The organism is Roseococcus microcysteis, from assembly GCF_014764365.1.
GTDB classification, from domain to species: domain Bacteria; phylum Pseudomonadota; class Alphaproteobacteria; order Acetobacterales; family Acetobacteraceae; genus Roseococcus; species Roseococcus microcysteis.
The window spans coordinates 2,695,620-2,720,360 of the sequence record NZ_CP061718.1 but is presented as its reverse complement, the minus strand read 5'-3'; the positions used below and the strand labels follow the sequence as shown (position 1 = coordinate 2,720,360).

Below are 24,741 nucleotides of genomic sequence, written 5' to 3'. Positions count from 1 at the left end.
GCATGTCGGGGGCAGGTAACCGGGGAACTCAGGTATGGCGCGGCGCGTGGCGGTGGTCTTGTTCAATCTCGGGGGGCCTGACGCCCCCGAGAGCGTGCGCCCCTTCCTGGTCAACCTCTTCACCGACCCCGCCATCCTGCGCGTGCCGGGCTTCATCCGCCCCTGGCTCGGCAAGCTGATCGCCTGGCGGCGCACCGCGCCCGCCATGGAGAACTACGCCGTGCTGGGCGGCAAATCGCCCCTGCTGGAACTGACCATCGCCCAGGGCGAGGCGCTGGACGCGCTGCTGGCCGCGCGCGACCCCTCGGCCGAATACAAATCCTTCGTCTGCATGCGCTACTGGCACCCGATGTCCGACGAATGCGCGCGCGCGGTGAAGGATTGGGGAGCGGAGGAGGTGCTGCTGGTGCCCCTCTACCCGCAATTCTCCACCACCACCACGGGCAGCTCCATCATCGCCTGGAACGAGGCCGCGGCGAAGATCGGGCTTTCGCTGCCCACCACCACGCTCTGCTGCTTCCATTCGGATGAGGGCTTCGCCGCCGCCACCGCGCGGCTGGTGCGCCAATCCATCGAGGATGCCCGCAACGCCTTGCCGCTCGGCGTGCCGCTGCGCGTGCTCTTCTCCGCCCATGGCCTGCCCGAGAGCATCGTGAAGGCGGGCGATCCCTACCAGTGGCAGGTGGAACAGACCGTCGCGGCCGTGCTGGAACAGCTCGACATGCCCGATCTGGACAGCGTGGTCTGCTACCAGTCGCGCGTGACGCCGCAGAAATGGATCGGCCCCTCCACCGAGGACGAGATCGAACGCGCCGCGCATGAGCGCACGGCCATCCTGATCTGCCCCATCGCCTTCGTCTCCGAGCATTCGGAAACCCTGGTGGAGCTGGATGTGGAGTACCGCGAGGAGGCCGAAAAGCTCGGCATTCCCGGCTATTTCCGCGTGCCCGCGCAGAACAGCGACCTCGCCTTCATCACCGCGCTGACGGATTTGGTGCTGCGCGCCCGGAATGGTGGCCGCGCCTTGTGCAGCTTCGCCGGCGCCCGGCAATGCCCGAAGCAGCACGGGGATTGCCCGCATGCCCGCGCCCGCGCCGAAGCCCCGGCCAGGCCCGCCGGAATGCCTGTCTCAGCCTGATGCTTCCCCTCTTCAGGGCTGTCCTCTTCGACTGCGACGGCGTGCTGGCGGACAGCGAGAGCATCGCCAACACCATCGTGGCGGAGGAGGTCACGGCGCTGGGCTGGGCGCTGACGCCGCACGCGGCCGAGCGCGAATTCCTGGGCGTCTCCCTGCCCGACATGCTGCCGCGCATCGCGGCGCGCGTGCCCTTCGTGCCGCCGGGTTGGCCGGAGGCCGTCGCCACGCGCATCACCGCCGAACTCGCCCGCAGCGTCCGCCCCATGCCGGGGGCCATCGAGGCCGTGGCCGCGTTGGCGGCGCGCGGCGTGCCCATGGCCGTCTGCTCCAATTCCGGGCGGGAGGAACTGGCCATGAAGATGACCGTGCTGGGCCTCGCCCCCTTCTTCGAGGGCCGCGTCTTCAGCTTCCAGGACGTGCCCCGCCCCAAGCCCGCGCCCGACCTCTACACCCATGCCGCCGCCGCCTGCGGCCTGCCCCCGCGGAATGCCTGGTGGTGGAGGACAGCGCCACGGGCGTCGCCGCCGGGCTGGCCGCCGGCTGCCCTGTGGTGGGGCTGCTGCCAGGGCTGGGCGTGCCTGTGGTGGGGCTGCACACCTTCCATTGAGCGCAGACCGCCCCATCTGGGGGGAATGATGCTGGATCCGAACGACCCCCTCTGGCAGGCGGAACAGCGGGCCATCCGTGGCGCCTTCCTGGCCATGCTGGCGCTGTTCGCCGCCGCGGCGGGGCTGACCTGGGCGGCGATCGCCTATGGCGTGCCCATCGGCGGCTTCGTGGGCTTCGTGCTGGTGGTGGCGGGCGTCATCATCTATGGCGGCAAGCGCATCGGCATCGCCATGGCGCGGTTGGAACGCGCGCGGGCGGCGGATCAGAATCGCCGCAACAGCCGCTCGATGTAGTCCAGCTCCTCCACCGGCCGCTCGCGCTCGGCGCCGCGGCGGCGGAGTTCCTCCTGCAGGCGGCGCGTGCGGAGCAGTTCCGCCTCGTCCGGCACGCGGGTGTCGCTGCCATGCTCGGCCTGGCCGGCGGCGTCGCGCGGGCGGCCCAGGGGGTCGCGCCCCTCGCCCATGCCGAGCTCGTTGCCCTGCCCGTCCTGGCCCTGGCCGAATTCGCCATTGGCGTCCGGCCCGCCCTCGCCATCCCCCTGGCCTTCGCCCTGCCCCTGGCCCTGGCCGAATTGCCGCTGCATCTGCTGGGCCATCTGGCGGCCGCCCTCCTGGAGGCGGCGGATGGCCTCCTGCTGGGCGGGGCGGGCGTCACGGGCGGCGCCCAACGCCTCCATGGCCTCGCGCATCGCCTGGTCGGCCTGGCCCAGCGCCTCGGGCACCTCGCCCGTCAGATCGCCGAATTGCTGCATGAGTTCGCCCAAAGCGCGGCGCAGGGCGCGCTGGATGCGCGCTTCGGCCTCGGATTGCTGGCGGGCTTCGGCCTCCGCCTGCTGGCGCGCCTCGGGCACCTGCTGGCCCGGCTGGGCGGGCCGCTGGCTCCAGGGGGATTGCTGCCGGCGTTCCTGGGCGCGGCGCTGGTCCTCCTGCTCGGCGCGGCGCTGGCCCTGGTCGAGCATCTCCGCCTGCCGGCGCACCATGTCCTGCACGGCGCCCATCTGCTGCTGGCCGCGTTCGCGCTGGCGCTGGCGCTCGGGGCTCTCGCCGCGGGCCATGCGGCCTTCCTGCAGGGCGCGGAGCATTTCCTCCAGGTCGGCCAGCTCGCGCTGGGCGTCCTGCATGCGGTTCTCGCGCGTCGCCTGCTCCATGCGCTGGGTGCGGCGTTCCATGTCGCGCTGGTCCAGCATGCGCTGCTGGGGGTCGTAGGGCAGGGCCTCGGCATTTTCCTGGCGCAGGCGCTCGGCCAGGGCCTCGAGGTGCTGGCGGATGGCCTCGCGCAGCTCCTGGATGCGCTCCTGCACGGCCTGGCGGGCGGCCTCGTCCTGGGGGTTGCGCTCGGCCTCCTGCATGGCCTCGCGCAGGGCGCGCTGGGCCTCGGCCAGGGCGCGGGCGGTGCGGCTGTCGCGGCCTTCCTCCAGCGCCAGGGCGGTTTCCCACATTACGGCCTGGGCCTCGGCCACGGCGCTGGGGCGGCGGTCGCGATGGAGGAAGGACCGTGCCACGCGCAGGCCCAGATAGGTGGCGAAATCGTGCTCGAAGGCCTCGGGGTCGGCCGCCAGGGCGTCGAGGCCGCGCATGACCTCCATCCGCGCCCCCGGATCGCGCGAGAGCACCCGGCGCAGCTCGATCAGCGCGCGGGCCACGGGGTGGGTGAAGCTGCGCTCCGGCAGGGTCAGCAGCACGGTCTCGGACTGGCCGGTCTGGCCCGCGCCGTCGCGCGCCTCCAGGCTGACCCGCACCTCCAGCCCCGCCCAGGGATGCGCCGAGAAATCGGGCTGGGACAGGCCATTGGCCTCGCGCGGGGCGGCCGAGGGCAGCGGGATGTCGAGCGTGATCGGCGCCTCCTCCGGCCGCACGGCCAAATGCAGCCGGGCCTGGAGGCCCACCACGCCCCAATCATCCTCCGCCGCCCAGGGCAGGCGCAGCGCCAGGCCGCGCGGGGCGCGGGCGGGGGTCTCGGTGAAGCGGGCGCGGGGCGGGGCGTCGGCGCGCACGCCGATCTCCCAGGTCGCGACCTCGCGGCCGCCCTGGCGCAGGGTCACGCGGCCGGCCGTGTCCAGCACCGCCTGGGCGCCATGGCTGCCGCCGCCCAGCGGGGCGAAGGCGGCACCCGGCAGCCCCGCGATCTCGGGCACCCCCGTCCCGCCCGAGACCGCCGCCTGGAAGCGGCTGCCAAGCGGCGCCATCACCTGCCCGCCCCGCGTGTCGAGGAAGATGGGCGGCGCGCCGGTATAGGCGGGCGGCGTGATCCAGGCCTCGACGCGCAGGGGCGCGGCGGGGGCGGTGCCCGCGATCTGCGGCGTCAGGCCGCGGGCCAGCAGGGCGGGCGCATCGGCCCCGGCCACGCCGAGTGCGGCGCCCAGCGCCACCAGCAGCCCGCCGCGCAGCGCCCTCCGGTCCCGCGCCGCGAGGCCGGGCCGCGGCAGCCCCACCCGCAGCCGCGTGATCAGCGCCGTCATGCGCGACTGGTGCGCGGCCCACAGCGCCTCGCCCTCCGCGCCTGTGGTGGCCGGGCGGTCCTGCAAGGCGGCCAGAGGGCGGTGCTTCAGGCCAGAGGCCGCTTCCAGCCGCCGGTCGGCCGCGGTCTCGGGGGGCGCGCGCAGGCCGCGCGCCGCGTGGCGCAGCGCCGGCACCAGGGCCAGCGCGAAGCCCAGCAGCACCAGCGCGTGCAGCCAGCCCGGCAGCAGAGCGGGCAGCCCCAACAGGGCGAAGACGCCGAAAAGCCCCAGGACACCCAGGGTTGGCCACAGCGCCGGCCAGGCCCCCTCCCACCACAGCGCCAGCCGCGCCAGACGGCGCTTGCGGTGCAGGGCGGGGGGTGGGGCCATGCTCAGCCGGTCCATTCGGGCAGGCGCTGCCCGTGCAGCAGGGCCGCGTGGTCCTGCCTTTCGCGGATCAGGGCGAAGCGGCTGCCCTCCACCATCACCTCGGCGGCCAGGGGGCGCGCGTTGTAGGTGCTGCTCATGGAGGCACCATAGGCCCCGGCATCGAGAAATGCGACGAGGGATTCAGGGGGCAAGGCGGGCAGCGCGCGGTCGCGCGCGAAGGTGTCGCTGCTCTCGCAGACCGGCCCCACCACATCGGCCGGGGAAACAGGCGCGTGGAAGGCGGCGGCGGCCACGGGCAGGATGCCGTGCCAGGCGTCATACATGGCCGGGCGCAGCAATTCGTTCATGGCGGCGTCGAGAATGACGAAGCGCCGGTCGGTGGAATGCTTCTCGATGACGACCGAGGCCAGCAGCACCCCCGCCGGCCCGCAGATCCAGCGGCCCGGTTCCAGCATGATCCGCACATCCAGCCCGCCCAGCCCGGCGCGGATGGCGCCGGCCAGCGCATCCGGCGAGGCCGGCGTCTCGTCGCGATAGGAAATGCCGAGGCCGCCCCCGCAATCCACCCGAAGCACCTGGTGGCCGGCGGCGCGCAGCTCCCGCACCAGCTCGCCCAGGCGCTGATAGGCGGCGGCGTAGGAGGCCACGCCCTGCGTGATCTGGCTGCCGATATGCACCGCGATGCCCACGGGCTCGAGCCCCGGCATGGCGCACATCCGCGCGTAGAGGTCGGGCGCCATGGCGATGGGCACGCCGAACTTGTTCTGGGTGAGGCCCGTCGTGATCTTGGCATGGGTGCGCGCGTCCACATCCGGGTTCACGCGCAGCGCGCAGCGGGCGCGGCGGCCCAGGGAGACGGCCACCTCGCTCAGGATCGCGGCCTCCTCGGCGCTTTCGATGTTGAGCTGGAGGATGTCCTCCTCCAGCGCGCGGCGCATCTCGGCCCGCGTCTTGCCCACGCCCGAGAAGACGATGCCGGAGGCGGGGACGCCCGCCGCCAGCGCCGCATGGAGTTCGCCCTCGCTGACCACGTCAGCGCCCAGGCCCTCGCCCGCCAGCAGGTTCACGACCGCCAGCGAGGGGTTGGCCTTGGTGGCGAAATGCACGCTGGCCTCCAGCCCCGCATTGAACAGCGCGGCCTTGAGCATGCCCGCGCGCCGGCGGAGCGTGGTGGCGGAATAGGCCCAGACGGGCGTGCCATGCGCGGCGGCGATGCGGGCCAGCGGCACCTCCTCCAGCATCAGCCCCGCCATGGGGTCCAGCGAGAGGGCGGGGCGCTGCGCGAGAAGGTCGGCGAAGCTGGGGTCGGGCGTGTCGAAGACGGGGGCGGGTGCGGCCATCCGTGCAGATAAGGGATGGCGCGGCCCTACGCCAAGGCCATCGCGTCCAGATCGAGCACCCGCGCCACATGGCCGCGCGCGGCGAGGAAACGCAGCAGATCCGGCGGGCGCAGCCCGGTGCTGGCGGTGTTCACCAGCGGGTGGAACCAGGCGAGGCCCGGCGCATGGGCCAGCGCCGCGTCCAGCACCACCCCCACGCCCCCCGGCGGAGCGTTGACGAGGCCGAAGGGCGTCACGCTGCCCGGCTCCACGCCCAGTGTGGCGCGGAGCTCCTCGGCACTCGCCATCCGCACCTTGGGCCAGCCCGCGGCGCGGGCGAGCGCGTTCACGCTGGCCTGGCGGTGTTCCTCCAGCACGGCCAGGAAGAAGCCCTCGCCCTTCGCCGCGCGCAGGAACAGGTTCTTGGAGTGCGCGCCGGGCAGTTCGCCCCGCAGCGCCCGGGATTCCGCGACCGTGAAGACGGGCGGGTGGTGGATCGTCCGGGCCTCGATGCCGAAATCGGCCAGGGCTTGCAGCAGGGTCTCGGGGGTCATCTCCGGCGCAGCACATAGTTCACGGTGAGGTCCACCGTCACCCCATTGGGGTCGGCCGGCGGCGGGAAGGCCGGGATCTGCGCGCCCTGGAAGGGGAAGGTGGTGGCGTAGTTCAGCGAGGGCGAGGTGGAGGGCAGCACCACCCGCACCGAACGCACCGTGCCGTCCGGGTTCGCCAGGATCTGCACGCGCACCGTCCCGTCCTCGCCGCGCATGGCGGCGTCCTGCGGGTAGCGGATGTTCTGCTCCAGCCAGCGGCGGAAGGCCGCGCGCCAATTGGCGCCGACCTGCGCGCCCTGGACGCGCACCGAGGGGTCGGTGCGGGCATCGCCCTCGGCGAAGCGCGGGTCCACCGAGAGGTCGAGCCCCCTGCCCTGCGGCCGCCCGGCGGGCGAGGGCGCGCCGCCGCCCAGTTGCGGCGTCTGCGGCAGCATGATGCCGGGCAGCGGCCGTGCCTGGGGGGGCTGGGGCGAGGTCTGCGCGGGCGGCAGCGGCAGGGCGAAGCGCTCGGACAGGCGCAGATCGGTGGGCGGGGCCAGGAATTCCTCGGCCTCGGGCAGGGGCGTGGGGGCGGCTTCGGCGGGCGGCGCCTCGGGGCGCGGCGGGGCCGGGGGCGGGGCGGGCAAGGCGGGGATTTCCGCGCGCAGCGGGGGCGTGGGCGGCGGCAGGGCCGCTGTGACCGGCGGTGGCGGCGCGGCTGGTGGCGCCACCGGGCTGGGCGCCGGGACGGGAGCGGGCGGCGGCGGGGCGGGCGGCGGCGGCGTGGGCGGTGCGGGCGGCACCTCCGCCTGGGGCGGGGGCGGGGCGGGTTCGCTGGGCTGGCTGGGCGCCACCTGCTCGCCCGGCGGCGCCTCGCCCGAGGCGGCCTCTGGCGAGGCGCCGTCGAAGACGATGTCGAAGGAGGGCGCGGGCAGTTCGGCCGAGGGCTGGCGGCGCTGGTCCGGCCAGGCCAGCAGCAGCGCCAGGATCAGCCCGTGCAGCAGCAGCGAGCCCAGCAGCCAGGCCATGACGGTGCGCGCCGAGGGCCGGGTCAGCGCCCAGCGGCCATGGCGCGCACCCTCCGGTCGCGGCGGCGGGGGTGTGGGCGGCAAGGGGGCCCGGCGCAGGTCCTGCCGGCGCCGGCCGAAGCGTGGCAACGGCCCGGGAGGCCCCGAGGCGGGCCGGTGGTGCGGGACGCTCATGGCGCCGTTCGGCCGGGCATGGGGGCGCCTTACCGCACTTCCCGGCGGGGGCGAAAGGGGTGGGATGGTTGAGCCCCGGCCACCCGCCCCCACATGCTTGGGCATGACGATGGATCGCCGCACCCTCCTCGCCGCCCCTGCCCTGCTGCTGGCCCTGCCGGCCGGGGCCCAGGGGTTTCGTGCCCGCGACGGGCAATTCCGCGTGACCACCCTGACCGAGGGGCTGGAACACCCCTGGGGCGGCGGCTTCCTGCCCGATGGCAGCCTGCTGGTCAGCGAAAGGCCGGGCCGCGCGCGGCTGGTCTCGCCCGAGGGCCGGCTCTCGGCGCCGCTCCAGGGCGTGCCGGCGGTCGAGGCCGCGAACCAGGGCGGGCTCTTGGACATCCAGCCCGCGCCCGATTTCGCGCGCACACAGGAAATCTTCTTTGTCACGGCCACGCTGGTGCAGGGCGGCGCGCTGACGCGCCTCTCCCGCGCCAGGCTGGTGGATGGCGCGCTGCGCGACGTGACGCCGGTGCTGGACTGCACGCCCGCCCAGTCGCGCGGACGCCACCATTTCGGCGGGCGGCTCGCCTTCAGCCCCGATGGCGCGCATATCTTCCTGACGACCGGCGACCGCAATGTGGACCGCCAGCGCTCCCAGCGGCTGGACGACCTGGCCGGCAAGATCATCCGCCTGACGCGCGACGGGCGCGTCCCGCGCGACAACCCCTTCGTGGGGCGGGACGGCGCGCGCGGCGAGATCTGGTCCTATGGCCACCGCAACCCCCAGGGCATCGCCTTCAACCCGGCCACGGGGACGCTGTTCTCGGCCGAATTCGGCCCGCGCGGGGGGGATGAGCTGAACATCATCCGCCCCGGGCTGAACTATGGCTGGCCGGAAGTGACCTATGGCCGCGAATATTGGGGCCCCGCCATTTCCGGCGGCCGCACCGAGGGGCCGGGCTTCGAACCGCCCCTGCGCCACTGGAATCCGGCCATCAGCCCCTCCGGCATGGCGTTCGCCCCCGCCAACGCCCCCGCCCCCTGGCGCGGCAGCCTGTTCCTCGGCTGCCTGAACCCCATGGGCCTGCTGCGCCTGCCCATGCAGGGCGACACGCCCGGCGAGGAGGAGCGCCTGTTGTGGGACGAGGACCGCATCCGCCACACGATTTTCGCCCCCGATGGCGCGCTGTGGCTGCTGACCGACCGGGGCGATGGGCGGATTCTGCGCGTCACCGCCGCTTGATCCCCTTCCCACGGGGCGCCGTTGCGCCAATCTGGCAGGGATGACCAGCACCAGCGCCCCCGATGTGAACGACCCCGCCCTCCAGGCCTTCTGGCGCGTCCTCGCCGGCGGGGGATGGTCCGCGCTGACCATGCGCGCCGTGGCGGCGGAGGCGGGCATCACCCTCGCCGAACTGCGCGCGCGCTTCGCCTCGCCGCTGGAGATGCTGCGCGCCCATGCGGCAGCGGTGGATGCGGCCGTGATCGAGGGCACGATGGAGGACGACACCTCCACCGCCCGCGACCGGCTGTTCGACGTGCTGATGCGCCGGCTGGATTTCCTGCAACCCCACCGCGCCGGCGTCGTTCGCCTCATGCGCGACCTGCCGCGGGACCCATTCCTGGCGCTCTGGCTCGCCACCGAGCAGCCGCGCACCATGCGCTGGATGCTGGAGGCGGCGGGGCTGGAAGCGACGGGGCCCAAGGGCGCGCTGCGGGCCCATGGCCTGGGCGTGATCTGGCTGGCCACGCTGCGGGCCTGGGAGAAGGATGAGAGCGAGGACCTCTCGGCCACCATGGCCGCGCTGGACCGCGCATTGGATCAGGCCGACAAGGCGGCACGCAGCCTCGGCCTTGGGCGCGAGGAGGGAGGGCCGCATGGCACGCACACCGACCACGAGACCCCCGAAACCGGCTCCGAAGGTGGTGTTGAAGGTGGCCCAGGAATTGACCCCGAGCCCGACGCCCCCGCCGGAACCCAGCCCGGCTGAGCCCCCCCAGGCGGAACCCTTGCCGCGCGCGCTGCAAGCCGCGCTGGACGAGGCCGCGGAAACTGTTCCGACTGCAACAGAAACGGCGTTTGACCCCGCCGCGACCGCGCCTGTAGGGTCGAGCGAACCACCCCCCGGGAGATCACGGATGTCGGGCCAAGGCTTCAACCCTGAAGACATGATGCGGATGTTCAGCAGCATGAAGATGCCGAACATGACGGACTTCCAGGCCCTGGCCGACGCCCAGCGCCGGAACCTCGAAGCCATGGCCGCCGCCAACCGCGTGGCCATGGAAGGCGCCCAGGCCGTCGCCCGCCGCAACATGGAACTGATGCAGCAGACCATGGCGGAGATGAGCGAGGCCATGCGCGGCCTGACCGCCATGGATGGCAACCCCGCCACCAAGGCCGCCCAGCAGGCCGAGCTGATGAAGGCGAACTATGAGCGCGCCGTGGCCTCGATGAAGGAACTGGCGGACCTCATCCAGAAGTCCAATGGCGAGGCGCTGGAAGTGCTGAACCGCCGCTTCGCCGAGGCGCTGGAGGAGATGCAGGCGCTGGTGAAGAAGGAAGGCTGATCGCGTCCGATCGGCGGAGGCGCAGCCGAAGCCGTGAATCGGCCGCGCCAAAGGCCCTTCTTTATTTCCACCGCCAGAACAACGCGGTGCCCACCACCAGGGCCACCGCGAAGGTGAGCAGGGCGGCGCCCACGCCGCCCGCCGCGAAAGCCAGGCCGCTCAAGGCCTGCAGCACCGCGGCACCCCCGAAGAAATAGATGTTCATGGCGGAGAGGGCGCGTCCGCTCTCCTCCGCTCGCACGCGCGCGCGCAGCATGGCGAAGCACAGCACCTGGAAGCTGATGGCCAGTCCGAAAAGGGCCATCAGCCCCGCATCCGCCCAGGCCGGCGTGCCCAGCGGCCCGCCCGCCAGCAGCACCAGGATGCACAGCGCCGCCAGCAGATGCCCCGCCGCCAGCAGCGCCGGCAGCCGCCCGAGCCGCGAGGAGACCCAGCCCGCCAGCGCCGGCCCCAGCACCAGCATGAAGGTGCCCAGCAGCAGCACATGCCCGGCGGGGATGCGGGCCATGCCCTTCACCTCCATCAGCCAAGGCCCGCCCCAGAGGCCGCGCAGCCCCAGCACCGCGCCGAAGGAGACGAAGGCCAGCGCTAAGATGCCCATCAGCCGCGCGGAACTCGCGAAGCCGAGCACCGCCCGCGTGTCGCCCAGGATGGTGCGGCCGGGCTGCGGCAAGGGCGGGCGGGCGCGCAGCGTCAGCGCCACCGCGGCGAAGGCCACGCCGCCCAGACCGAGACAGGCCCAGAACCCGGCGCGCCACCCCGCCACCTCCACCAGCCAGGCGAGCGGGCTGGCGGAGAGCAGCATCCCCGAATTGCCGATGCCCTGGATCAGCCCCGACCACAGCCCGAAGCGCTTCTGGTCCAGCACCTGGGCCGCATGCGTCATGGGCGCCATCAGCATGCCGGAGCAACCCGCGCCCAGGACGATCTGCGCCAGCAGCATGGTCCCCGCCGAGGGCGCCAGCGCGGCGAGCGCCGCCCCCACGCCGGCGATGGCCAGCAGCCACAGCGCCACCGGCCGCACCCCGTAGCGATCGAGCGCCACGCCCACCGGCACCATGGCGAGCGCGAAGGCCGCCGGAAAGGCGCCGGTGATGGCGGCCAGCGTCTCGGGCGTGATGGCGAGGTCCGCCGCCAGCACATCCGCCGCCACGGCGGGCAGTGTGCGGACGGCGTTCGAGAACACATGCCCCAGCGTCAGCGCCAGCAGGGGCAAGACGAAGGGCGCGGTGGTCACGTATTCGTGTCGAGGAACAGCTTGCCCGGGTTCAGGATGCCCTTGGGGTCCATGCTGGCCTTGAGCGCGCGCATCACCTCCAGCGCGGCCTCGCCATGCTCCTCGCGCAGGAATTCGCGCTTGCCGAGGCCCACGCCATGCTCGCCCGAGCAGGTGCCGCCGAGGGCCAGGGCGCGGCGGACGATCTGACGGTCGAGCGCCCAGGCGCGCTCCATCTCCTCGGCATTGCCTTCCTCCACCAGGATGATGGTGTGGAAATTGCCGTCACCGACATGGCCGACGATGGGGGCCTCGAAGCCGCTGGCCTCGATATCGGCCTTGGCGCCCAGCAGCGCTTCCGCGAGGCGCGAGATGGGCACGCAGACATCGGTGGTGATGCCCTTCTTGCCCTTCCGCCAGGCGATGCCGGCCCAATAGGCGTCGTGCCGGGCCTTCCACAGCCGGTTGCGTTCCTCCGCGTCGCGCGCCCAGGCGAAGCCGGAGCCGCCGTGGTCAAGCGCCATCGCCTCCACGGCTTCGGCCTGCTCGGCCACGCCAGCCTCGGTGCCGTGGAACTCCAGGAAGAGCGTCGGCACGGGCGCCAGCCCCTCCAGCTTCGAATAGGCGATGCAGGCGGCCATCTGCACCTCGTCCAGCAGCTCGATCCGCGCGACGGGCACGCCCAACTGCATGGTGGCGATGACGGTGTTCACGGCCGAGCCCAGGTCCGGAAACTGGCACACCGCGGCACTCGTGGCTTCGGGAATGCCGTGCAGCCTGAGCCGGATGCGCGTGATGACGCCGAGCGTCCCCTCGCTGCCGATGAAGAGCCGCGTCAGGTCATAGCCATTGGCCGCCTTGCGCGTGCGCCCGCCGGTCTGGATCACGCGGCCATCGGCCAGCACCACTTCCAGCCCCAGCACGTTCTCGCGGATGGTGCCGTAGCGCACGGCGTTGGTGCCCGAGGCGCGCGTGGCGCACATGCCGCCGATGGTGCAGTGGCTGCCCGGGTCCACCGGGAAGAACAGCCCCTGGTCGCGCAGATATTCGTTCAGCTGCTGCCGCGTGACGCCGGGGCCGATCAGGCAGTCCATGTCGGCGGCGTTCACCTCCTCGATGGCGTTCATGCGGGAGAGGTCGAGGCTGATGCCGCCGCGCACCGGGTTCACATGGCCTTCCAGGCTGGTGCCGGCGCCGAAGGGCGTCACGGGCACGCCGTGGGCGTGGCAGAGGGCGAGAAGGCGGCTCACCTCCTCCGTGGTTTCCGCGAAGACCACGGCATCGGGCATGGTGGGCGGCGTGGTGTCCTCGCCGCGGCTGTGCTGCTGGCGGATGGCGTCGTTGCGCGTGATGCGGTCGCCCAGGAAGGTCTGCGCGGCGGCGATGAGGTGGTCCACGGGGCGGGGGGCGAGGGTGTTCATGGCCCGCCCATCATGCGCCCGAAGCGGCGGCGCGGGAATGGTTGTCCCTGGTTGAGGAAGGGGCCTAGGCTGTCCGGACAAAAATAATCCGGAGGAAACACCATGCGTGTGCTGGCCTTTCTCGGCCTCTTCGTGCTGCTCGCGCTGCCGGCGCGGGCGCAGGCCCCCATCACCCTCGTCGTGAACTTCGTGGCGGGCGGCCCGTCGGACCTGATGGCGCGATTTCTCGCGCCCGAACTCTCGCAAATCCTCGGCGCGCCCATCGTGGTGAAGAATTCCGCGGGTGCGGCGGGTGTGATCGGCGCGGCGGAGGTGGCACGGGCGCGGCCTGATGGGCAGACCTTCCTGCTCTCGCCCATCGGCGCCATGGCCATCCAGCCCAATTTCCGCAACGACATGCCCTATCGCCCGCATGACCTGGTGCCGGTCTGCCAGGTGGCGGACACGCCGGTGGTGCTGATGTCGGCGCCTGGCGGGCCGCGCACCCTGGCCGAGGTGGCTTCCCGCGCGCGCGAGGCGCAGGGGCGGTTCAACTTCGCCTCGACCGGGCCCGGTTCCATGCCGCACATCGCCACCGTCGCGCTGGCCCGCGCGATGGGCGCGGAGATGACGCACATCCCCTATCGCGGCAATGCCGAGGCGGTGGTGAGCCTGCTGCGCCAGGATGTGGGCATCTTCGCCGACCAGCCCGGCACGCTGCGCGCGAACAACCTGCACCCCATCGCGATCTTCGCCGAACAGCGCTCGCCGGAATTCCCCGACACGCCGACGCTGCGGGAGGAAGGGACGGACCTGGTCTACAGCATCTGGTCCGGCCTCTTCGCGCCGCCGGGCACGGCGCCGGAGGTGATCGCGCGGATGGATGCGGCGTGCCAGCGGGCCTTGCAGCAGCCCGCCGTGATCGAGGGTTTCCGCCGCCTGGCCACGCCCATCGTCTATCGCGACGCCGCCGCCTTCCGCGCCTTCCGCGATGCGGAGCTGGAGAAGTTCCGCGTGGTGATGCGTGATGCGGGCATCCGCCCAGGGGATTGAGGGGCCAGGGATTGATGGCAGCGGGCGCCGCGCCTAGCCTCGCTCGCGAAACGCGGGAGAGGAAGCGCGCGATGCCCAACAAGGTCAAGGAAGCGTGGAAGGCCGGCAAGGCGGTGGTGAATGGCTGGCTGGCCATTCCCAACGCCTTCTCCGCCGAGATGTACAGCCAGTGCGGCTGGGACAGCGTCACGGTGGACATGCAGCATGGCGTGCAGGACTACCTGTCCTGCGTGGCGTGCTTCCAGGGCATCGCGGCCTCGGGCTCCGGCGCCACGCCCATGGTGCGCGTGCCGTGGAACGAGCCGGGCATCGTGGGCAAGGTGCTGGATGCCGGCGCCTATGGCGTGATCTGCCCGATGGTGAACACGCCGCAGGAGGCGGCGAACCTGGTTCAGTATGCCAAGTACCCGCCGGCCGGCACGCGCAGCAACGGCCCCATCCGCGCCGGCGCCTATGGCAGCGCGGGCGGCTACCAGGCCACGGCGAATGACGAGATCCTGGTCATCCCCATGATCGAGACGAAGCAGGCCATCGAGAACATCGAGGCCATCCTGGACGTGCCGGGCATTGATGGCATCTACATTGGCCCGTCCGACCTGTCGTTCAGCTATGGGCTGACGCCGAAGCTGGACGTGGAGGACCCCTTCGTCCTGAACATCTACGAAAAGCTGCTGAAGGAGACGTCCAAGCGCGGCATCGCGGCGGGGCTGCACAATGGCACGCCGGAATACGCGAACCGGATGATCAAGATGGGCTTCAAGCTTGTGACCATCGCCAATGAGGTCGGGCTGATGGTGGCGGCGTCGAAGAATGCGGTGAAGGTCGCCCGCGGTTAGGTGGTTCGGGGGCGCCTTCCGGCGCCCCCTTCCCGTTCACGCGCTCTCGTAGAGCCGCGTCAGGCTGAATTCCCGGTGGCCCAGGATTTCCGCCGCCGTGTGCTGGCCATCGGCGGTGCGCAGGATGCAGTCCAGCAGCGCCTCGCCCGCATCGTCCATGTTCATGGTCTTCTGCAGCAGGCCGGTCACGTCCACGTCCACGTGTTCGGACATGGTGCGCATGGTGCGCGGATTGGCCGTCAGCTTGATGACCGGGACGATGGGGTTGCCGATCACATTGCCCTGGCCCGTCGGGAAGGTGTGCACCGCGAAGCCCGAGGCCGCGCAGAGCGTCACCATCTCGGCCGCCGCGGAGGACGAATCCATGAACCACAGCCCGGGATGCGTCGGCATCTCGGCCTTGTCCAGCACGCCATCCACCGTGCACTTCTTGCCGATCTTCTGGATGTTGCCGAGCGCCTTTTCCTCGATGGTGGTCAGCCCACCCTCGATGTTGCCCTTGGTGGGCTGGCTTTCCGACAGGTCCGAGGTCTTGTTGGCCTCGATCACCGCCTGGTAGCGGTCGAACATCCGCATGAACTCGGCGCGGATTTCAGGCGTGCGGCAGCGCGCGGCCACCAGGTGTTCGCCACCCGTGATCTCGGAGGTCTCGCCGAACACGAGGGTGTTCCCGTTCTCCCACAGCTTGTCGAAGCTGTTGCCGACCGTGGGGCAGGAGGCGAGGCCCGAGGTCGTGTCGCTCTCGCCGCACTTGGTCGAGACCCAGAGATCCTGCAGCGGCGCGCGCGTGCGCTTCAGCCCCGTCGCGTGGCGCACCATGCGGTAGGCGGCGCGGGAGGCGGCGGCGATGGTGTTGATGTCGCCATTCTGCTCGATGGAGAAGGCCTCCACGGGCTTGCCGGTGGCGGCGATGCCCTCGGCCACCTTGCCCGTCCAGCCCGGCTCGATCCCGATGACGACGACGGCCGCCACATTGGGGTTGCAGCCCGTGCCGATGATGGTGCGGAAGTGCAGGTCGAGGTCCGCGCCGAACTGCAAGCGCCCATAGGCGTGCGGGATGGCGAGGCAGCCCTGGATGTTGCGGGCCACGCCCTCGGCTGCGGCGTTGGAGATGTCGTCCACTGGCAGGATCAGCACGTGGTTGCGCACGCCCATCCGGCCGTTCTCGCGGCGCCAGCCTTCGAAGCTGGCGTCCTTCAGATTGATGCCCATGGCAGTGCCCTCACCAGCGCTTCGTCTTGACGTTGTGCACGTGCAGATGCTCGCCCGGGGCGATGTCCGCGATGGCCTTCCCGATATCCACGCCATATTTGATGATGGCGTCGCCCGCCTTGATGGGCTTCACCGCCAGCTTGTGGCCGATGGGAATGTCCGACTTCGCGTCGAAGTCGATCATCTTGTCCTGGTCCATGATCCAGCCGCTGATGCGGTTGGAGGCCTTGAGCCCCTCCACCACCACGACCCCCACGGAATCCCCCTCGTCATGCACGACGAAATGGATCGTCATCTGTTGGGTACCTCCCTCAATTCGCAATGGCGGGAAGGCTAGACTGCGCCCCATTCCCCTACAACAGGGGTTGCCCCTGACGGGGGTTCAAGCCCGGGGGTTCAAGCCGGCCCGTCGCCGTGGCAATCTCATGCCTTGCGAAGGAGGCCACCATGGCGGGCGTGTTCTGGTATGACGGGCAATGGTTCACCGAGGAGCCCAAGATCCTGGGCCCCATGGACCATGCCTTCTGGCTGGGTTCCGTGATCTTCGACGGCGCCCGCGCCATCGAGGGCTGGGCGCCCGACCTCGACCGCCACTGCGCCCGCGCCATCCGCTCCGCCAAGGTCATGGGCATGAAGCCGACCGTCACGGCCGAGCGCATCCAGGAACTCTGCGAGGAGGGCATCCGCCGCATGGGCGCCGGCGCCACCCTCTATGTCCGGCCGATGTTCTTCATCCGCCGCGGCCTGGGCGCCGCGCGGCCCGACCCGGACAGCACGGATTTCATCCTCTCCCTCTACGACACGCCCATGCCCGAATGGGCCGGCTTCTCGGCCATGCTGACGCCCTTCCGCCGGCCCGCGACCGACATGGCGCCGACGGATGCCAAGGCCGCCTGCCTCTACCCCAACGGCTCCCGCGCCACGGCCTGGGCGGTGGAGCATGGGGCCAACATGGCGGTGATGAGCGACGTGGCGGGCAACATCGCGGAATTCGCCAGCTCGAACCTCTGGTTCGTGAAGGATGGCGTGGCCGTGACACCCGCCGTGAACCACACCTTCCTGAACGGTATCACCCGCCAGCGCGTCATCAAGCTGCTGACCGAGGCGGGCATCCCCGTCGAGGAACGCGCCGTGCGCCCGGAGGAGCTGGAGACGGCCGACGAGATCTTCTCCACCGGCAATTACGGCAAGGTGCAGCCCTGCACCCGCTACAATGGCCGCGACCTGCCCATCGGGCCGATCACGACCAAGGCGCGGGACCTCTACTTCGCCTGGATGCGCGCCCAGCCGCGCGTGGTGGAACCTGCGGCGGCCGCGGCTGAATAGCCCAGACCCGCTCGCGCGCATCCTCCACCAGGATGCCGAGGTGATCATCCTCGACAAGCCCGCGGGCCTGGCGGTGCATGCCGGCCCGCGTGGCGGTGCCTCGCTGGAAGGCTGGCTCCCCGTGCTGCAACAGGGCAAGCGGCACCTGCCGCAGCCCGCGCACCGGCTGGACCAGGACACGGCGGGCTGCCTGGCGCTTGGCCGCACCAAGCCGGCGCTGGCGGCGCTGGGTGCGCTCTTCGCCGAAGGCCGTGCGCGAAAGACCTATTGGGCCGTGCTGCGCGGCACCCCGCCCGCGCTGGCCGGCGAAGTGAACGCCCCTTTGCTCAAGCGCAGCACCAAGGCCGAGGGCTGGCGCATGGTGGTGGACCCCGCCGGCCAGCCCGCCCGCACGCAGTATCGCGTGCTGGGCCGCGATGGCGAGCTGACGGCGGTGGAACTGCAACCCCGCACCGGCCGCACCCACCAGCTGCGCGTCCATATGGCGCATCTGGGCTGCCCCATCCTGGGCGATGCGCGCTATGGCGGCGGCGCGGGCGCCCTGCACCTGCTGGCGCGCGCGCTGTCCCTGCCGCTCGACCCGCCGCGCGCCGCGACGGCCCCCATCCCATCCCACATGACGGAGGCCCTGGCGCGATGCGGCGTGGTCTGATCCTGCTGGCGCTCTCGCCGCTGCTCATGGCGCAATCCGGCCTGCCCCGCCCGCGCTGTGATTTCGGCGCGGGGGTGGAGGCGCTGCGCGACGCCGCGCGCCTCGCCGCCCTGCCCCCGCCCGGCCTGCTGGACGGCCGCGCCCGGGGCGAGGAGATGTCCACCCGCCTGCGCGCCGCCGTGCCCGTCTTCATCGGCTGCGGCTGCGCCACGCTGGCCGCCCACACCGCCGAGGCCGCGGGCCTGGCCGCCAACATGACGGGCGCCACCAGCGCCGCGCAGATCCCCTCCATGCAGGAACAGGCGCGGTTCCGGATTTCCATGGCCCAGGGGCATATGGACCGTCAGGGCTGCCGCTGAGCGCGCTATTCGCTATCCTTCCCCCTTCCGGGAGGGCCAGATGGACACCTTGGTGGAATGGGAGGCCGCGGGCGCGATCATTGACGCCGGCGGCGAAATCACCGGCTCGGTCCCCGTGGGGGCGGGCCTGGCGGCGACGGTCCGCATCCCGGTGCCCGGCACCAAGGGGCTGGCCATCGAGCTGACGCCGCGCGGCTGGCGGCCGAAGGGCGGCACCACCTCCACCCTCTTCATCCAGGACGCGACCGGGCGGCGGCACCTGCGGCTGGACTATGGGCACAATGTCGCGACCGGGCGGGTGGATTTCCACTGGAACCAGAAGGGCGTGGCGCAGCAATTCGGCCTGGGCAACCACACGCCGGCCGGGCGCGGCGGGGCGGCGCTGTATCATGGCGCGCGCTATTTCCGCCATGCCGGGCGGCTGCTGATGGTGGTGGGCGTGGCGGCCGACACCTATTCGGTGGTGGTGTCGGACCGGCCCTTCCGGCAGCTCGCCATCGTCACCGGCGGCTGGGCGGGGGCCTGGGCGGGGTGCAAGGTGGTCGGCGCAGCGGGTGCGGCGGGCGGCACGCTGGTGAAGCCGGGCGGCGGCACCGCGGTGGGCGGGCTGCTGGGCTGCCTGGTCGGCGGCGCCAGCGGCTACTGGGCCGGCAAGGTCCTCACCACCGAGGCCATCGAGCTGGGCGAGGAGGTGGTGCGCCGCATCGTCGAGGAGATCTCCGCGCGCGAATACCGCGACAATTCCCCCCTGGGCGGGGCCCGGCCCAGCGGCGGCTCGGCCGTGCCCAGCGTGGGGCGGGTGCAATAGCCATGCCGGCCGTCACCCTCGCCGAACAGCCGCCCGACCCCGGCTGGCGGCCGCTCAGCCTGCCCGGCTGGCGGTGCGACCACCTGCTCTGGCCGCGCCGCGCCGATGGCGAGGCCGGGCCGCCCGAGGCGACGGTGGCGGCGCTGGCCGCGGCGCTGGGCGCGGTGGCGGACACCCTCTTCCTGGCCGAGGCGAGCCAGGCGCCGCACCGCCTGGCCGCGCCCTGGTCCCTGCGCCGCCAGGGCGCGCCCGCCGCCATCGGCCTGGTGCAAACGCGTGACCCGGCCGTCATCGCCACCCTCTTCGACCAGCCGGGCTTCGACTGGACGCAGCGCGGGCAGATGGTGTGGCTCTTCCCCCCCGATGCCCCGCCCTGCGCCGATGCGGACATCCTGGCGGCCATGGCGGAGGACCCGCCCGGGACGCTGCCCGCCGCCTGCACCGGCCTGCTGCGCCCCGGCACCGATGGCGATTTCGCCGAACTGGCGACGCGCGACGCCGCCCTGCGCGCGGCGCTGCTGGCCGCGCTGTCTCAGCCGCGCGCGCCCACCCCCCGCCAATAGGGGATGAGCGCGAAGAGCCAGTAGCCCGCCAGCGTCACCGCGCCATGGGCGGTCCAGAAGCTCTCCAGCCAGGTGGAAAAATCCCAGCCGCGCAGCACCATCCCCAGCGTGAGTTCTAGGAAGAGCAGCAGGGCCAGCGCCGCGAAGCCCGCGCGCAGCCGCCCCACGCCCGGCGGCACCCGGCGCATTACGCGGGGCGCCATCCACCAGCAGGCGCCCAGCAGCAGCGGCAGTTCCACCAGCAGCGCGCCCACGCGGCCCAGCGCGGGGGCCAGGAACAGCTCCCGCAGCGGGCCCAGCACGAAGCCCAGCGCGAAGGCCAGCAGCACATAGACGAGGGCCGCGCGCAGCTCGGAACTCATCGCCCGCACGCCTCCGGCGTGACGCTCATCTCACCCGCAGCTCCACCCCCGCGCTGCTGCCCTCGGCGTCGAGCACGGTGATGCGGTAGAAGCCAGGACCGGGCGGCACCCAGCCCACCTCGCGCCGCGCGCGGTCCAGGGCCAGCGGCGCGCCATCCACCAGGAAGGTCAGCGGGCGCTGGCCGCCGGCGGCGCGCAGCACCACGCGCCCGGCCTCGGGCAGGGTGGCGCCGGGCGGCGGGAAGAGCAGCCGCACGGGGTCCGCGCGCGGGGCGGCGGCCGCGACGGTGGGGCCGGGGCGCAGCGGCCAGGGCTCCAGCGGCGCCGATGGCAGCCGGGCGAAGACCTGCGCCAGCAGCGGCAGCGCCAGCCGCGCGCCCGTCGCCCTCGGCATCGGCGTGCCATCGGGCCGCCCCACCCAGACGCCCACCACATGCCGCCCGTCCAGCCCCATGGCCCATGCATCGCGCCCGCCCCAGCTCGTGCCCGTCTTCCAGGCGATGCCGGGGGGCCCGCCGCCGGGCAAGGGCTGCACCAGCAGCCGCGCGGCCATGCGGGCGGCCCGCGCCTCGATGGCGCCGCCGCCCTCGCGCCCGAGCAGGGCGTAGAGGCCCATCATCTCCCGCAGCGTCACCCCCACCCCGCCCAGCGCCAGCGGCAAGGCGGGCTCCGCGCCGGGCGGCAAACGCGGCAGGGCGCCACCCGCCTTCATGGCGGTGACGAGGCGCATGGGCCCCACCTCCTGCAACAGGGCCACGGCGGGCTGGTTCAGGCTTTGCCGAAGCGCTTCCGCCACCCGCAGCCTTCCCTGGAATTCGCGGTCGAAGTTTTCGGGCGCGTAGGTGCCGAAGCGGCGCGGAAGGTCCTCCAGCAGCGTGTCGGGGCGCACCACCCCGGCCTCGAAGGCCAGCGCATAGACGAGCGGCTTCAGCGCCGAACCCGGCGAGCGCACGGCCCGCGTCAGATCGAGCGCGCCCGCCCGTCCCTCCGCCATCCATTCCCCGCCGAAGGCGGCGCGCGTCTCGCCGGTCGCGATGTCCGTCACCATGATGGCCAGCGACACGCGGGGCGGCAGCCCGTGCAGGGCGCGCGCCGCCAGCGCCTCGATAGAGCGCTGCAAATCGAGGTCCAGCGTGGCCGGCGCCGCCGCGTCGCGCGTGAAATGGGGCGCGTGGCGCGGCAGGGCGTGGCGCTGGTGGGGCACCTCGCCCGCCAGCGCGATTTCCGCCTGCGTCGCCACGCCGCGCGCGCGGGCCAGCAGCACGGCGTCCCGCGCTGCGCGTGCGGCTTCGGGGAAACGATCCGGCCGCGTGGCCTCCGGGCGGCGGGCCAGGGCCACCAGCAGCGCGGATTCCGCCGGGTCCAGCGTGGACAAGGGCCGTCCGAACCAGGCCAGCGCCCCCGCCCGCAGCCCCTCGATATTGCCGCCCTGCGGCGCCAAGGTCAGCCAGATGTCCAGCACGCCCGCGCGCCCGAAGCGCCATTGCAGCTGCAGGGCCCGCGCCGTCTCGATCACCTTGCTGCGGAGGTTGCGCGGCCGTGGCTCCAGCAGCCGCGCCGCCTGCATGGCCAGCGTGGACCCGCCCGAGACCACCCTGCCCGCCCGCGCCCATTGCGCCGCCGCGCGGGTGATGGCCAGCGGGTCCACGCCGGGGTGGAGGTGGAAGCGGCCATCCTCGGCCGCGATCAGCATCTCGATCAAATGCGGCGGCGCGTCTTCCGCCCGCGTGTGCAGGCGCCACACGCCGCCCGCCGCGGGCCAGACCGCCAGCAGGCGGCCATCGCGCGCCGGCACTTCGCGCGCGCGCAGCTCATAGCGCAGCAGGTTGGGCGGGAAGGCGCGATCCAGCGCCCAGGCACCGCCCGCCAGCAGGGCCAGCACGGCCAGCAGGCGGGCGGGCCCACGCATCACATCACGCCGGCTCGGCGTTGCGGCCGGCCACCATCTTCTGGAAGGCCGGGCGCGCCTGGCAGGCGGCGAGCCAGGCCTTCACGCGCGGCGCGGCCTCGAACAGCTCCGGCACGGGCTGCGCGTAGCGGATCACTTCCGCCATGTTCAGATCGGCCACGGTGAAGCGGCCGCCCACGAGCCAGCCCGTCGCGGCCAGCGCCTCGTCCAGCACGCGGAAGGGGCGGGCGAGGGCCTCGACGGCCTGCGCCAGCCGCGCGGGGTCGCGCTGGGCCTCCGGATACATCACCTTGTGGTAGAGCACCTGGATGGTGTGGATCTCGGCCTCGGTCATGGCCCAGATGGCCCATTGGGTCATCAGCGCGTCCTCGTTCAGGTCGCGCGGGGCGAGGTCGCCGCCGAACTTCTTCGCCATGAACAGGTTGATGGCCAGCGATTCGGCCAGCACCAGCCCGTCCATCTCCATGGCCGGGATCAGCCCGTTCGGGTTCACCTTCAGGAATTCGGGCGACTTGGTGTTGATCGGCGCGTTGGTCGCCAGCGGGTCCGCCAGGCGCCCGGCCTGGATCACGGGGATGTGCTTGAAATCCACCCCCAACTCATAGGCCAGCCAGATGTTGCGCGAGGCGCGGGAGCGGAAGCAGCCATAGATGGTCAGCATGAAGCGGTGTTCTCCTGGACGCGCGAATGCTCCGCACGGCCGGGGCGCGGCGTCAACGGGTCAACGGAACTCCTCGTCGGGCAGCACGCCGAAGATCTCGGCCCGGCGGACATAGCCGCGGCGGTTCTGCACCTGCACCTCGCACCACTCGCTGCCGGCCTCGCAGAGCCGCAGCCGGCCGATGACGCCAGGCTGCAGGCGCGCCACGGCGGCCCCGCCCTCTTCCGGACGGCGGCGCAGCAGCACCTCGCCGGCGGCGGGCGCGGTGGTGGCGGGTGTCACGCCGGGTTGCGGCTGGCGCACGATGAAGGTGCGGCGGCCCGGCCGGAGCGTGGAGGCGGCGAGCCAGCCCTCGGTGCCGTCGGGGTCGCGGACGCGGCGCCATTCCTCATGCTCGCGCACGATCATCACCGGCAGGTCGGCGCGCTGGTAGCGCCATTCCACCGGGAAGCGCAGGCCCGGCCCCACGCGCAAATTCACCTGGTTGGAAGCGAGAGCGGTGAAGCGCGGCAGGGGCAGGCCGGTGCTGGTGCCGGTGCCGGGGGCGGGCCATTCGGGCGGCGGCGGGGTGGGGGGCGCTGCATTCGCGGCGGCGGCCGCAGCGGCAGCGGCCGCCGCAGCAGCCGCCGCCGCGGCGGCGGCCGGTGCCGCCGGGTTGGGGCGCTGCGGCGGGCGCACCGCATTGGGCCGGTTGGCGTCGGGGCGCTGCACGGTGGGTGGCTGGCGTTGCCCCGTGGGGGATTGGGTGCCGGGGCGTTGCGCGGGCGGGCGCTGGGCCTGGCCGGCCGGCCGTTGCGCCGGGCGCTGGGCCTGCGGCGTGGCGGGCCGCTGCGCGGGGGCCGGGCGCGCCTGGCCTTGGGCCGGCGGGCGCTGGGCGGGTGTGGCGGCGCGCGGCGGCGTGGGGGGCGGCAGCGACCCCGCACCCCCCAGCGAGGATTGCGCCAGCAGGAAGCTCCGCCCCCCGGCGGGGGCGGTTTCGGCGCGCCCCTCGGCCGCCCCGGTCAGGAGGGCGGCCAGGGCGACAAGGCGGAGGGCAACGCGCATGCCCTTCGATGCCAAGCCGGGGGCGTGCGGGTCAAGCCTCCCGCGGCGCCGCATCGTGCAAAGCGCGGCGCGGCGCGCTTTCCTGCGGCACTTCGCGCCAGCGCGGAGGAATCCCTGATGTCTCCCGCATGGTGCCGGTGATCGGCCGCCTCACGGCGCGCCGTGGCGCCGCACCAGCGCCGCGCCCAGCGCCGCCAGCCGCTCGCGCAGGGCCGGGGGTTCCAGCACCTCCACCGCCTCGCCCCAGGTGGCGAAGTGATAGGCCATCTCGTCCAGCCCGCCCGCCTCGAAGCGCAGGATCAGCGTGCCATCGGGCTGGGTCTCGAAACGCTGGGTGGGGTGGAAGGCCCAATGGCGCGCCTCCACCGCGGCGCTGCCGGTGAAGCGCAGCACGACCTGGTGCGGCGCCTCGCGCCACACGCCGAAGCTCTGCGCCGCCAGCGAGGGCAAGGTGAAGCCGGGGCGGGGGGTGAAGGCCTCGTTCATCGGCTCGGCCGAGAGCACGCGGTCCAGCCGCCACACCGCCGCATCGGGCTTGTCCACTCGCGCCGCCAGCAGATAGGGCCGCGTGCCGTAGAGCAGCCCATAAGGTTCCACCACATGCTCGCGCAGCGCGCCCCGGCTGGGGCGGTAGGCAAGGCGGATGCGGCGGTTGGCGAGAATGGCCTCGCGCAGCGTCGCGATGAGGCGTTCGGGCACATGCACGCGCGGACCGGGGCGCATGGCCAGGCCCTCGGCCGCCAGCATGGCCTCCACATCCGGCTCCGCGCGTTGCAAAGCGCGGGCATCCATGGCGGCGCGCAGCTTCTCGGCCGCGTTGCGCAGCAGGGCGGCGCGTTCCTCCAGCCCCTCGGCGGCCAGGCGGCGGGCGGCGAGGTCCATCTCCGCCGCCTCCGCCGCCGTCAGCGGCTTGACGCGCGAGAGGGTGGAGGCCGGCAGGCGCCAGCGCTTCTGCGCCTCATCCGTCGGCACCTGTTCGAGGCCGCCGCAGACCTCCTTGATGGCGGCGAGCATCCGCTCGACCGTCCGGCGGCCGACGCCCATTTCCTCGGCCAGCTCATTCAGTGTGCGGCCGGTGCGCGTGCCCGTCAGCAGCAGAATGAGGCGCAGGCCGTCCGCAAGCTTCGCATGCCGTTCCGCCATGGGATGCATGATAGTG

25 protein-coding genes are annotated in these 24,741 nt (G+C 72.9%); 12 read left to right on the top strand and 13 right to left on the bottom strand.

Annotated features, from left to right (window positions below; genetic code table 11):
- Positions 1-46: 46 nt before the first annotated feature.
- Entirely contained in the window at positions 47-1,138 is a 1,092-nt protein-coding gene (hemH, locus tag ICW72_RS13095; RefSeq protein ID WP_232370743.1) for a ferrochelatase, read from the top strand.
- On the top strand, positions 1,138-2,040 hold the full coding sequence (locus tag ICW72_RS13090) for an HAD family hydrolase (RefSeq protein ID WP_191083114.1): 903 nt from the start codon (positions 1,138-1,140) through the stop codon (positions 2,038-2,040). The genes hemH and ICW72_RS13090 overlap by 1 nt, the downstream gene beginning before the upstream one ends.
- Here ICW72_RS13090 and ICW72_RS13085 read toward each other — a convergent pair.
- The 4 genes from ICW72_RS13085 to ICW72_RS21090 are packed head-to-tail and all read right to left on the bottom strand — an operon-like array spanning position 2,010 to position 7,628.
- Positions 2,010-4,574 carry a TIGR02302 family protein gene (locus ICW72_RS13085; RefSeq protein WP_191083113.1) on the bottom strand — a complete coding sequence of 855 codons (2,565 nt, stop codon included), beginning with the start codon at positions 4,572-4,574 and terminating at the stop codon, positions 2,010-2,012. The genes ICW72_RS13090 and ICW72_RS13085 overlap by 31 nt on opposite strands.
- 2 nt (positions 4,575-4,576) lie before the next feature.
- On the bottom strand, positions 4,577-5,914 hold the full coding sequence (gene lysA, locus ICW72_RS13080) for a diaminopimelate decarboxylase (protein ID WP_191083112.1): 1,338 nt from the start codon (positions 5,912-5,914) through the stop codon (positions 4,577-4,579).
- Positions 5,915-5,940: 26 nt separating this feature from the next.
- The gene (locus ICW72_RS13075; RefSeq protein WP_191083111.1) at positions 5,941-6,447 is read right to left on the bottom strand and encodes a prolyl-tRNA synthetase associated domain-containing protein; all 507 of its coding nucleotides are present in this window, start codon (positions 6,445-6,447) and stop codon (positions 5,941-5,943) included.
- Positions 6,444-7,628 (bottom strand): energy transducer TonB, encoded by a 1,185-nt coding sequence (locus tag ICW72_RS21090; RefSeq protein ID WP_191083110.1) that lies wholly within the window; start codon positions 7,626-7,628, stop codon positions 6,444-6,446. The genes ICW72_RS13075 and ICW72_RS21090 overlap by 4 nt, the downstream gene beginning before the upstream one ends.
- Before the next feature lie 103 nt (positions 7,629-7,731).
- Here ICW72_RS21090 and ICW72_RS13065 point away from each other — a divergent pair, with 103 nt between their 5' ends.
- The 3 genes from ICW72_RS13065 (at position 7,732) to ICW72_RS13055 (ending at position 10,181) form a co-directional block, all read left to right on the top strand.
- Entirely contained in the window at positions 7,732-8,856 is a 1,125-nt protein-coding gene (locus ICW72_RS13065) for a PQQ-dependent sugar dehydrogenase (protein WP_191083109.1), read from the top strand.
- A 40-nt stretch (positions 8,857-8,896) separates the two neighbouring features.
- Complete coding sequence (locus ICW72_RS13060) at positions 8,897-9,604, top strand: TetR family transcriptional regulator (protein ID WP_191083108.1); 708 nt, start codon at positions 8,897-8,899, stop codon at positions 9,602-9,604.
- A gap of 199 nt (positions 9,605-9,803) precedes the next feature.
- Positions 9,804-10,181 carry a phasin family protein gene (locus ICW72_RS13055; RefSeq protein ID WP_223880576.1) on the top strand — a complete coding sequence of 126 codons (378 nt, stop codon included), beginning with the start codon at positions 9,804-9,806 and terminating at the stop codon, positions 10,179-10,181.
- Positions 10,182-10,242: 61 nt separating this feature from the next.
- Here the strand turns inward: ICW72_RS13055 and ICW72_RS13050 are convergent, their stop codons facing one another.
- Both ICW72_RS13050 and ICW72_RS13045 read right to left on the bottom strand, forming a co-directional pair.
- Positions 10,243-11,418 carry an MFS transporter gene (locus tag ICW72_RS13050; protein WP_191083107.1) on the bottom strand — a complete coding sequence of 392 codons (1,176 nt, stop codon included), beginning with the start codon at positions 11,416-11,418 and terminating at the stop codon, positions 10,243-10,245.
- Complete coding sequence (locus tag ICW72_RS13045; RefSeq protein WP_191083106.1) at positions 11,415-12,818, bottom strand: FAD-binding oxidoreductase; 1,404 nt, start codon at positions 12,816-12,818, stop codon at positions 11,415-11,417. Before ICW72_RS13045 ends, ICW72_RS13050 begins: the two co-directional genes overlap by 4 nt.
- A 102-nt stretch (positions 12,819-12,920) precedes the next feature.
- Between ICW72_RS13045 and ICW72_RS13040 the strand changes: the two genes are divergently transcribed.
- Together ICW72_RS13040 and ICW72_RS13035 are read left to right on the top strand one after the other, a co-directional pair.
- The gene (locus ICW72_RS13040) at positions 12,921-13,850 is read left to right on the top strand and encodes a Bug family tripartite tricarboxylate transporter substrate binding protein (RefSeq protein WP_191083105.1); all 930 of its coding nucleotides are present in this window, start codon (positions 12,921-12,923) and stop codon (positions 13,848-13,850) included.
- A gap of 71 nt (positions 13,851-13,921) precedes the next feature.
- Complete coding sequence (locus ICW72_RS13035) at positions 13,922-14,686, top strand: HpcH/HpaI aldolase family protein (protein WP_191083104.1); 765 nt, start codon at positions 13,922-13,924, stop codon at positions 14,684-14,686.
- A gap of 36 nt (positions 14,687-14,722) precedes the next feature.
- Here ICW72_RS13035 and ICW72_RS13030 read toward each other — a convergent pair whose 3' ends face one another.
- Both ICW72_RS13030 and ICW72_RS13025 read right to left on the bottom strand, forming a co-directional pair.
- Positions 14,723-15,898: a UxaA family hydrolase gene (locus tag ICW72_RS13030; RefSeq protein ID WP_269749815.1), complete on the bottom strand. Its 1,176-nt coding sequence runs from the start codon at positions 15,896-15,898 to the stop codon at positions 14,723-14,725.
- Positions 15,899-15,908: 10 nt separating this feature from the next.
- Complete coding sequence (locus ICW72_RS13025) at positions 15,909-16,193, bottom strand: UxaA family hydrolase (RefSeq protein ID WP_184382040.1); 285 nt, start codon at positions 16,191-16,193, stop codon at positions 15,909-15,911.
- Positions 16,194-16,345: 152 nt separating this feature from the next.
- Between ICW72_RS13025 and ICW72_RS13020 the strand changes: the two genes are divergently transcribed.
- The 5 genes from ICW72_RS13020 to ICW72_RS13000 are packed head-to-tail and all read left to right on the top strand — an operon-like array spanning position 16,346 to position 19,606.
- Positions 16,346-17,224 (top strand): branched-chain amino acid aminotransferase, encoded by an 879-nt coding sequence (locus tag ICW72_RS13020; RefSeq protein ID WP_191083103.1) that lies wholly within the window; start codon positions 16,346-16,348, stop codon positions 17,222-17,224.
- 40 nt (positions 17,225-17,264) lie between these two features.
- On the top strand, positions 17,265-17,876 hold the full coding sequence (locus ICW72_RS13015) for an RluA family pseudouridine synthase (RefSeq protein WP_223880575.1): 612 nt from the start codon (positions 17,265-17,267) through the stop codon (positions 17,874-17,876).
- The gene (locus tag ICW72_RS13010; protein ID WP_191083101.1) at positions 17,861-18,235 is read left to right on the top strand and encodes a hypothetical protein; all 375 of its coding nucleotides are present in this window, start codon (positions 17,861-17,863) and stop codon (positions 18,233-18,235) included. The genes ICW72_RS13015 and ICW72_RS13010 overlap by 16 nt, the downstream gene beginning before the upstream one ends.
- 40 nt (positions 18,236-18,275) lie before the next feature.
- Complete coding sequence (locus tag ICW72_RS13005; protein ID WP_191083100.1) at positions 18,276-19,043, top strand: hypothetical protein; 768 nt, start codon at positions 18,276-18,278, stop codon at positions 19,041-19,043.
- A gap of 2 nt (positions 19,044-19,045) precedes the next feature.
- Positions 19,046-19,606: a hypothetical protein gene (locus ICW72_RS13000; RefSeq protein ID WP_191083099.1), complete on the top strand. Its 561-nt coding sequence runs from the start codon at positions 19,046-19,048 to the stop codon at positions 19,604-19,606.
- Here ICW72_RS13000 and ICW72_RS12995 read toward each other — a convergent pair.
- The 5 genes from ICW72_RS12995 to ICW72_RS12975 form a co-directional block, all read right to left on the bottom strand.
- Positions 19,576-19,968, bottom strand: coding sequence for a hypothetical protein (locus ICW72_RS12995; RefSeq protein ID WP_191083098.1), 393 nt, complete (start codon positions 19,966-19,968; stop codon positions 19,576-19,578). The two genes, ICW72_RS13000 and ICW72_RS12995, sit on opposite strands and share 31 nt — an antisense overlap.
- Positions 19,969-19,993: 25 nt before the next feature.
- Complete coding sequence (locus tag ICW72_RS12990; RefSeq protein ID WP_191083097.1) at positions 19,994-21,877, bottom strand: transglycosylase domain-containing protein; 1,884 nt, start codon at positions 21,875-21,877, stop codon at positions 19,994-19,996.
- Between the two features lie 4 nt (positions 21,878-21,881).
- Complete coding sequence (locus tag ICW72_RS12985) at positions 21,882-22,538, bottom strand: glutathione S-transferase family protein (protein WP_191083096.1); 657 nt, start codon at positions 22,536-22,538, stop codon at positions 21,882-21,884.
- A gap of 60 nt (positions 22,539-22,598) precedes the next feature.
- Positions 22,599-23,018 carry an SH3 domain-containing protein gene (locus ICW72_RS21340; RefSeq protein ID WP_408639231.1) on the bottom strand — a complete coding sequence of 140 codons (420 nt, stop codon included), beginning with the start codon at positions 23,016-23,018 and terminating at the stop codon, positions 22,599-22,601.
- A gap of 714 nt (positions 23,019-23,732) precedes the next feature.
- Positions 23,733-24,725, bottom strand: coding sequence for a helix-turn-helix transcriptional regulator (locus ICW72_RS12975; protein ID WP_191083094.1), 993 nt, complete (start codon positions 24,723-24,725; stop codon positions 23,733-23,735).
- Positions 24,726-24,741: the final 16 nt, after the last annotated feature.

Bases quoted from the DNA above. Each gene is read 5' to 3' on its own strand.
- ICW72_RS13090 (WP_191083114.1), top strand. From the start codon at position 1,138: ATGCTTCCCCTCTTCAGGGCTGTCCTCTTCGACTGCGACGGCGTGCTG.
- ICW72_RS13085 (WP_191083113.1), bottom strand. From the start codon at position 4,574: ATGGCCCCACCCCCCGCCCTGCACCGCAAGCGCCGTCTGGCGCGGCTG.
- lysA (WP_191083112.1), bottom strand. From the start codon at position 5,914: ATGGCCGCACCCGCCCCCGTCTTCGACACGCCCGACCCCAGCTTCGCC.
- ICW72_RS13075 (WP_191083111.1), bottom strand. From the start codon at position 6,447: ATGACCCCCGAGACCCTGCTGCAAGCCCTGGCCGATTTCGGCATCGAG.
- ICW72_RS21090 (WP_191083110.1), bottom strand. From the start codon at position 7,628: ATGAGCGTCCCGCACCACCGGCCCGCCTCGGGGCCTCCCGGGCCGTTG.
- ICW72_RS13065 (WP_191083109.1), top strand. From the start codon at position 7,732: ATGACGATGGATCGCCGCACCCTCCTCGCCGCCCCTGCCCTGCTGCTG.
- ICW72_RS13060 (WP_191083108.1), top strand. From the start codon at position 8,897: ATGACCAGCACCAGCGCCCCCGATGTGAACGACCCCGCCCTCCAGGCC.
- ICW72_RS13055 (WP_223880576.1), top strand. From the start codon at position 9,804: ATGAAGATGCCGAACATGACGGACTTCCAGGCCCTGGCCGACGCCCAG.
- ICW72_RS13045 (WP_191083106.1), bottom strand. From the start codon at position 12,818: ATGAACACCCTCGCCCCCCGCCCCGTGGACCACCTCATCGCCGCCGCG.
- ICW72_RS13040 (WP_191083105.1), top strand. From the start codon at position 12,921: ATGCGTGTGCTGGCCTTTCTCGGCCTCTTCGTGCTGCTCGCGCTGCCG.
- ICW72_RS13035 (WP_191083104.1), top strand. From the start codon at position 13,922: ATGCCCAACAAGGTCAAGGAAGCGTGGAAGGCCGGCAAGGCGGTGGTG.
- ICW72_RS13030 (WP_269749815.1), bottom strand. From the start codon at position 15,898: ATGGGCATCAATCTGAAGGACGCCAGCTTCGAAGGCTGGCGCCGCGAG.
- ICW72_RS13025 (WP_184382040.1), bottom strand. From the start codon at position 16,193: ATGACGATCCATTTCGTCGTGCATGACGAGGGGGATTCCGTGGGGGTC.
- ICW72_RS13020 (WP_191083103.1), top strand. From the start codon at position 16,346: ATGGCGGGCGTGTTCTGGTATGACGGGCAATGGTTCACCGAGGAGCCC.
- ICW72_RS13010 (WP_191083101.1), top strand. From the start codon at position 17,861: ATGCGGCGTGGTCTGATCCTGCTGGCGCTCTCGCCGCTGCTCATGGCG.
- ICW72_RS13005 (WP_191083100.1), top strand. From the start codon at position 18,276: ATGGACACCTTGGTGGAATGGGAGGCCGCGGGCGCGATCATTGACGCC.
- ICW72_RS13000 (WP_191083099.1), top strand. From the start codon at position 19,046: ATGCCGGCCGTCACCCTCGCCGAACAGCCGCCCGACCCCGGCTGGCGG.
- ICW72_RS12995 (WP_191083098.1), bottom strand. From the start codon at position 19,968: ATGAGTTCCGAGCTGCGCGCGGCCCTCGTCTATGTGCTGCTGGCCTTC.
- ICW72_RS12990 (WP_191083097.1), bottom strand. From the start codon at position 21,877: ATGCGTGGGCCCGCCCGCCTGCTGGCCGTGCTGGCCCTGCTGGCGGGC.
- ICW72_RS12985 (WP_191083096.1), bottom strand. From the start codon at position 22,538: ATGCTGACCATCTATGGCTGCTTCCGCTCCCGCGCCTCGCGCAACATC.
- ICW72_RS12975 (WP_191083094.1), bottom strand. From the start codon at position 24,725: ATGGCGGAACGGCATGCGAAGCTTGCGGACGGCCTGCGCCTCATTCTG.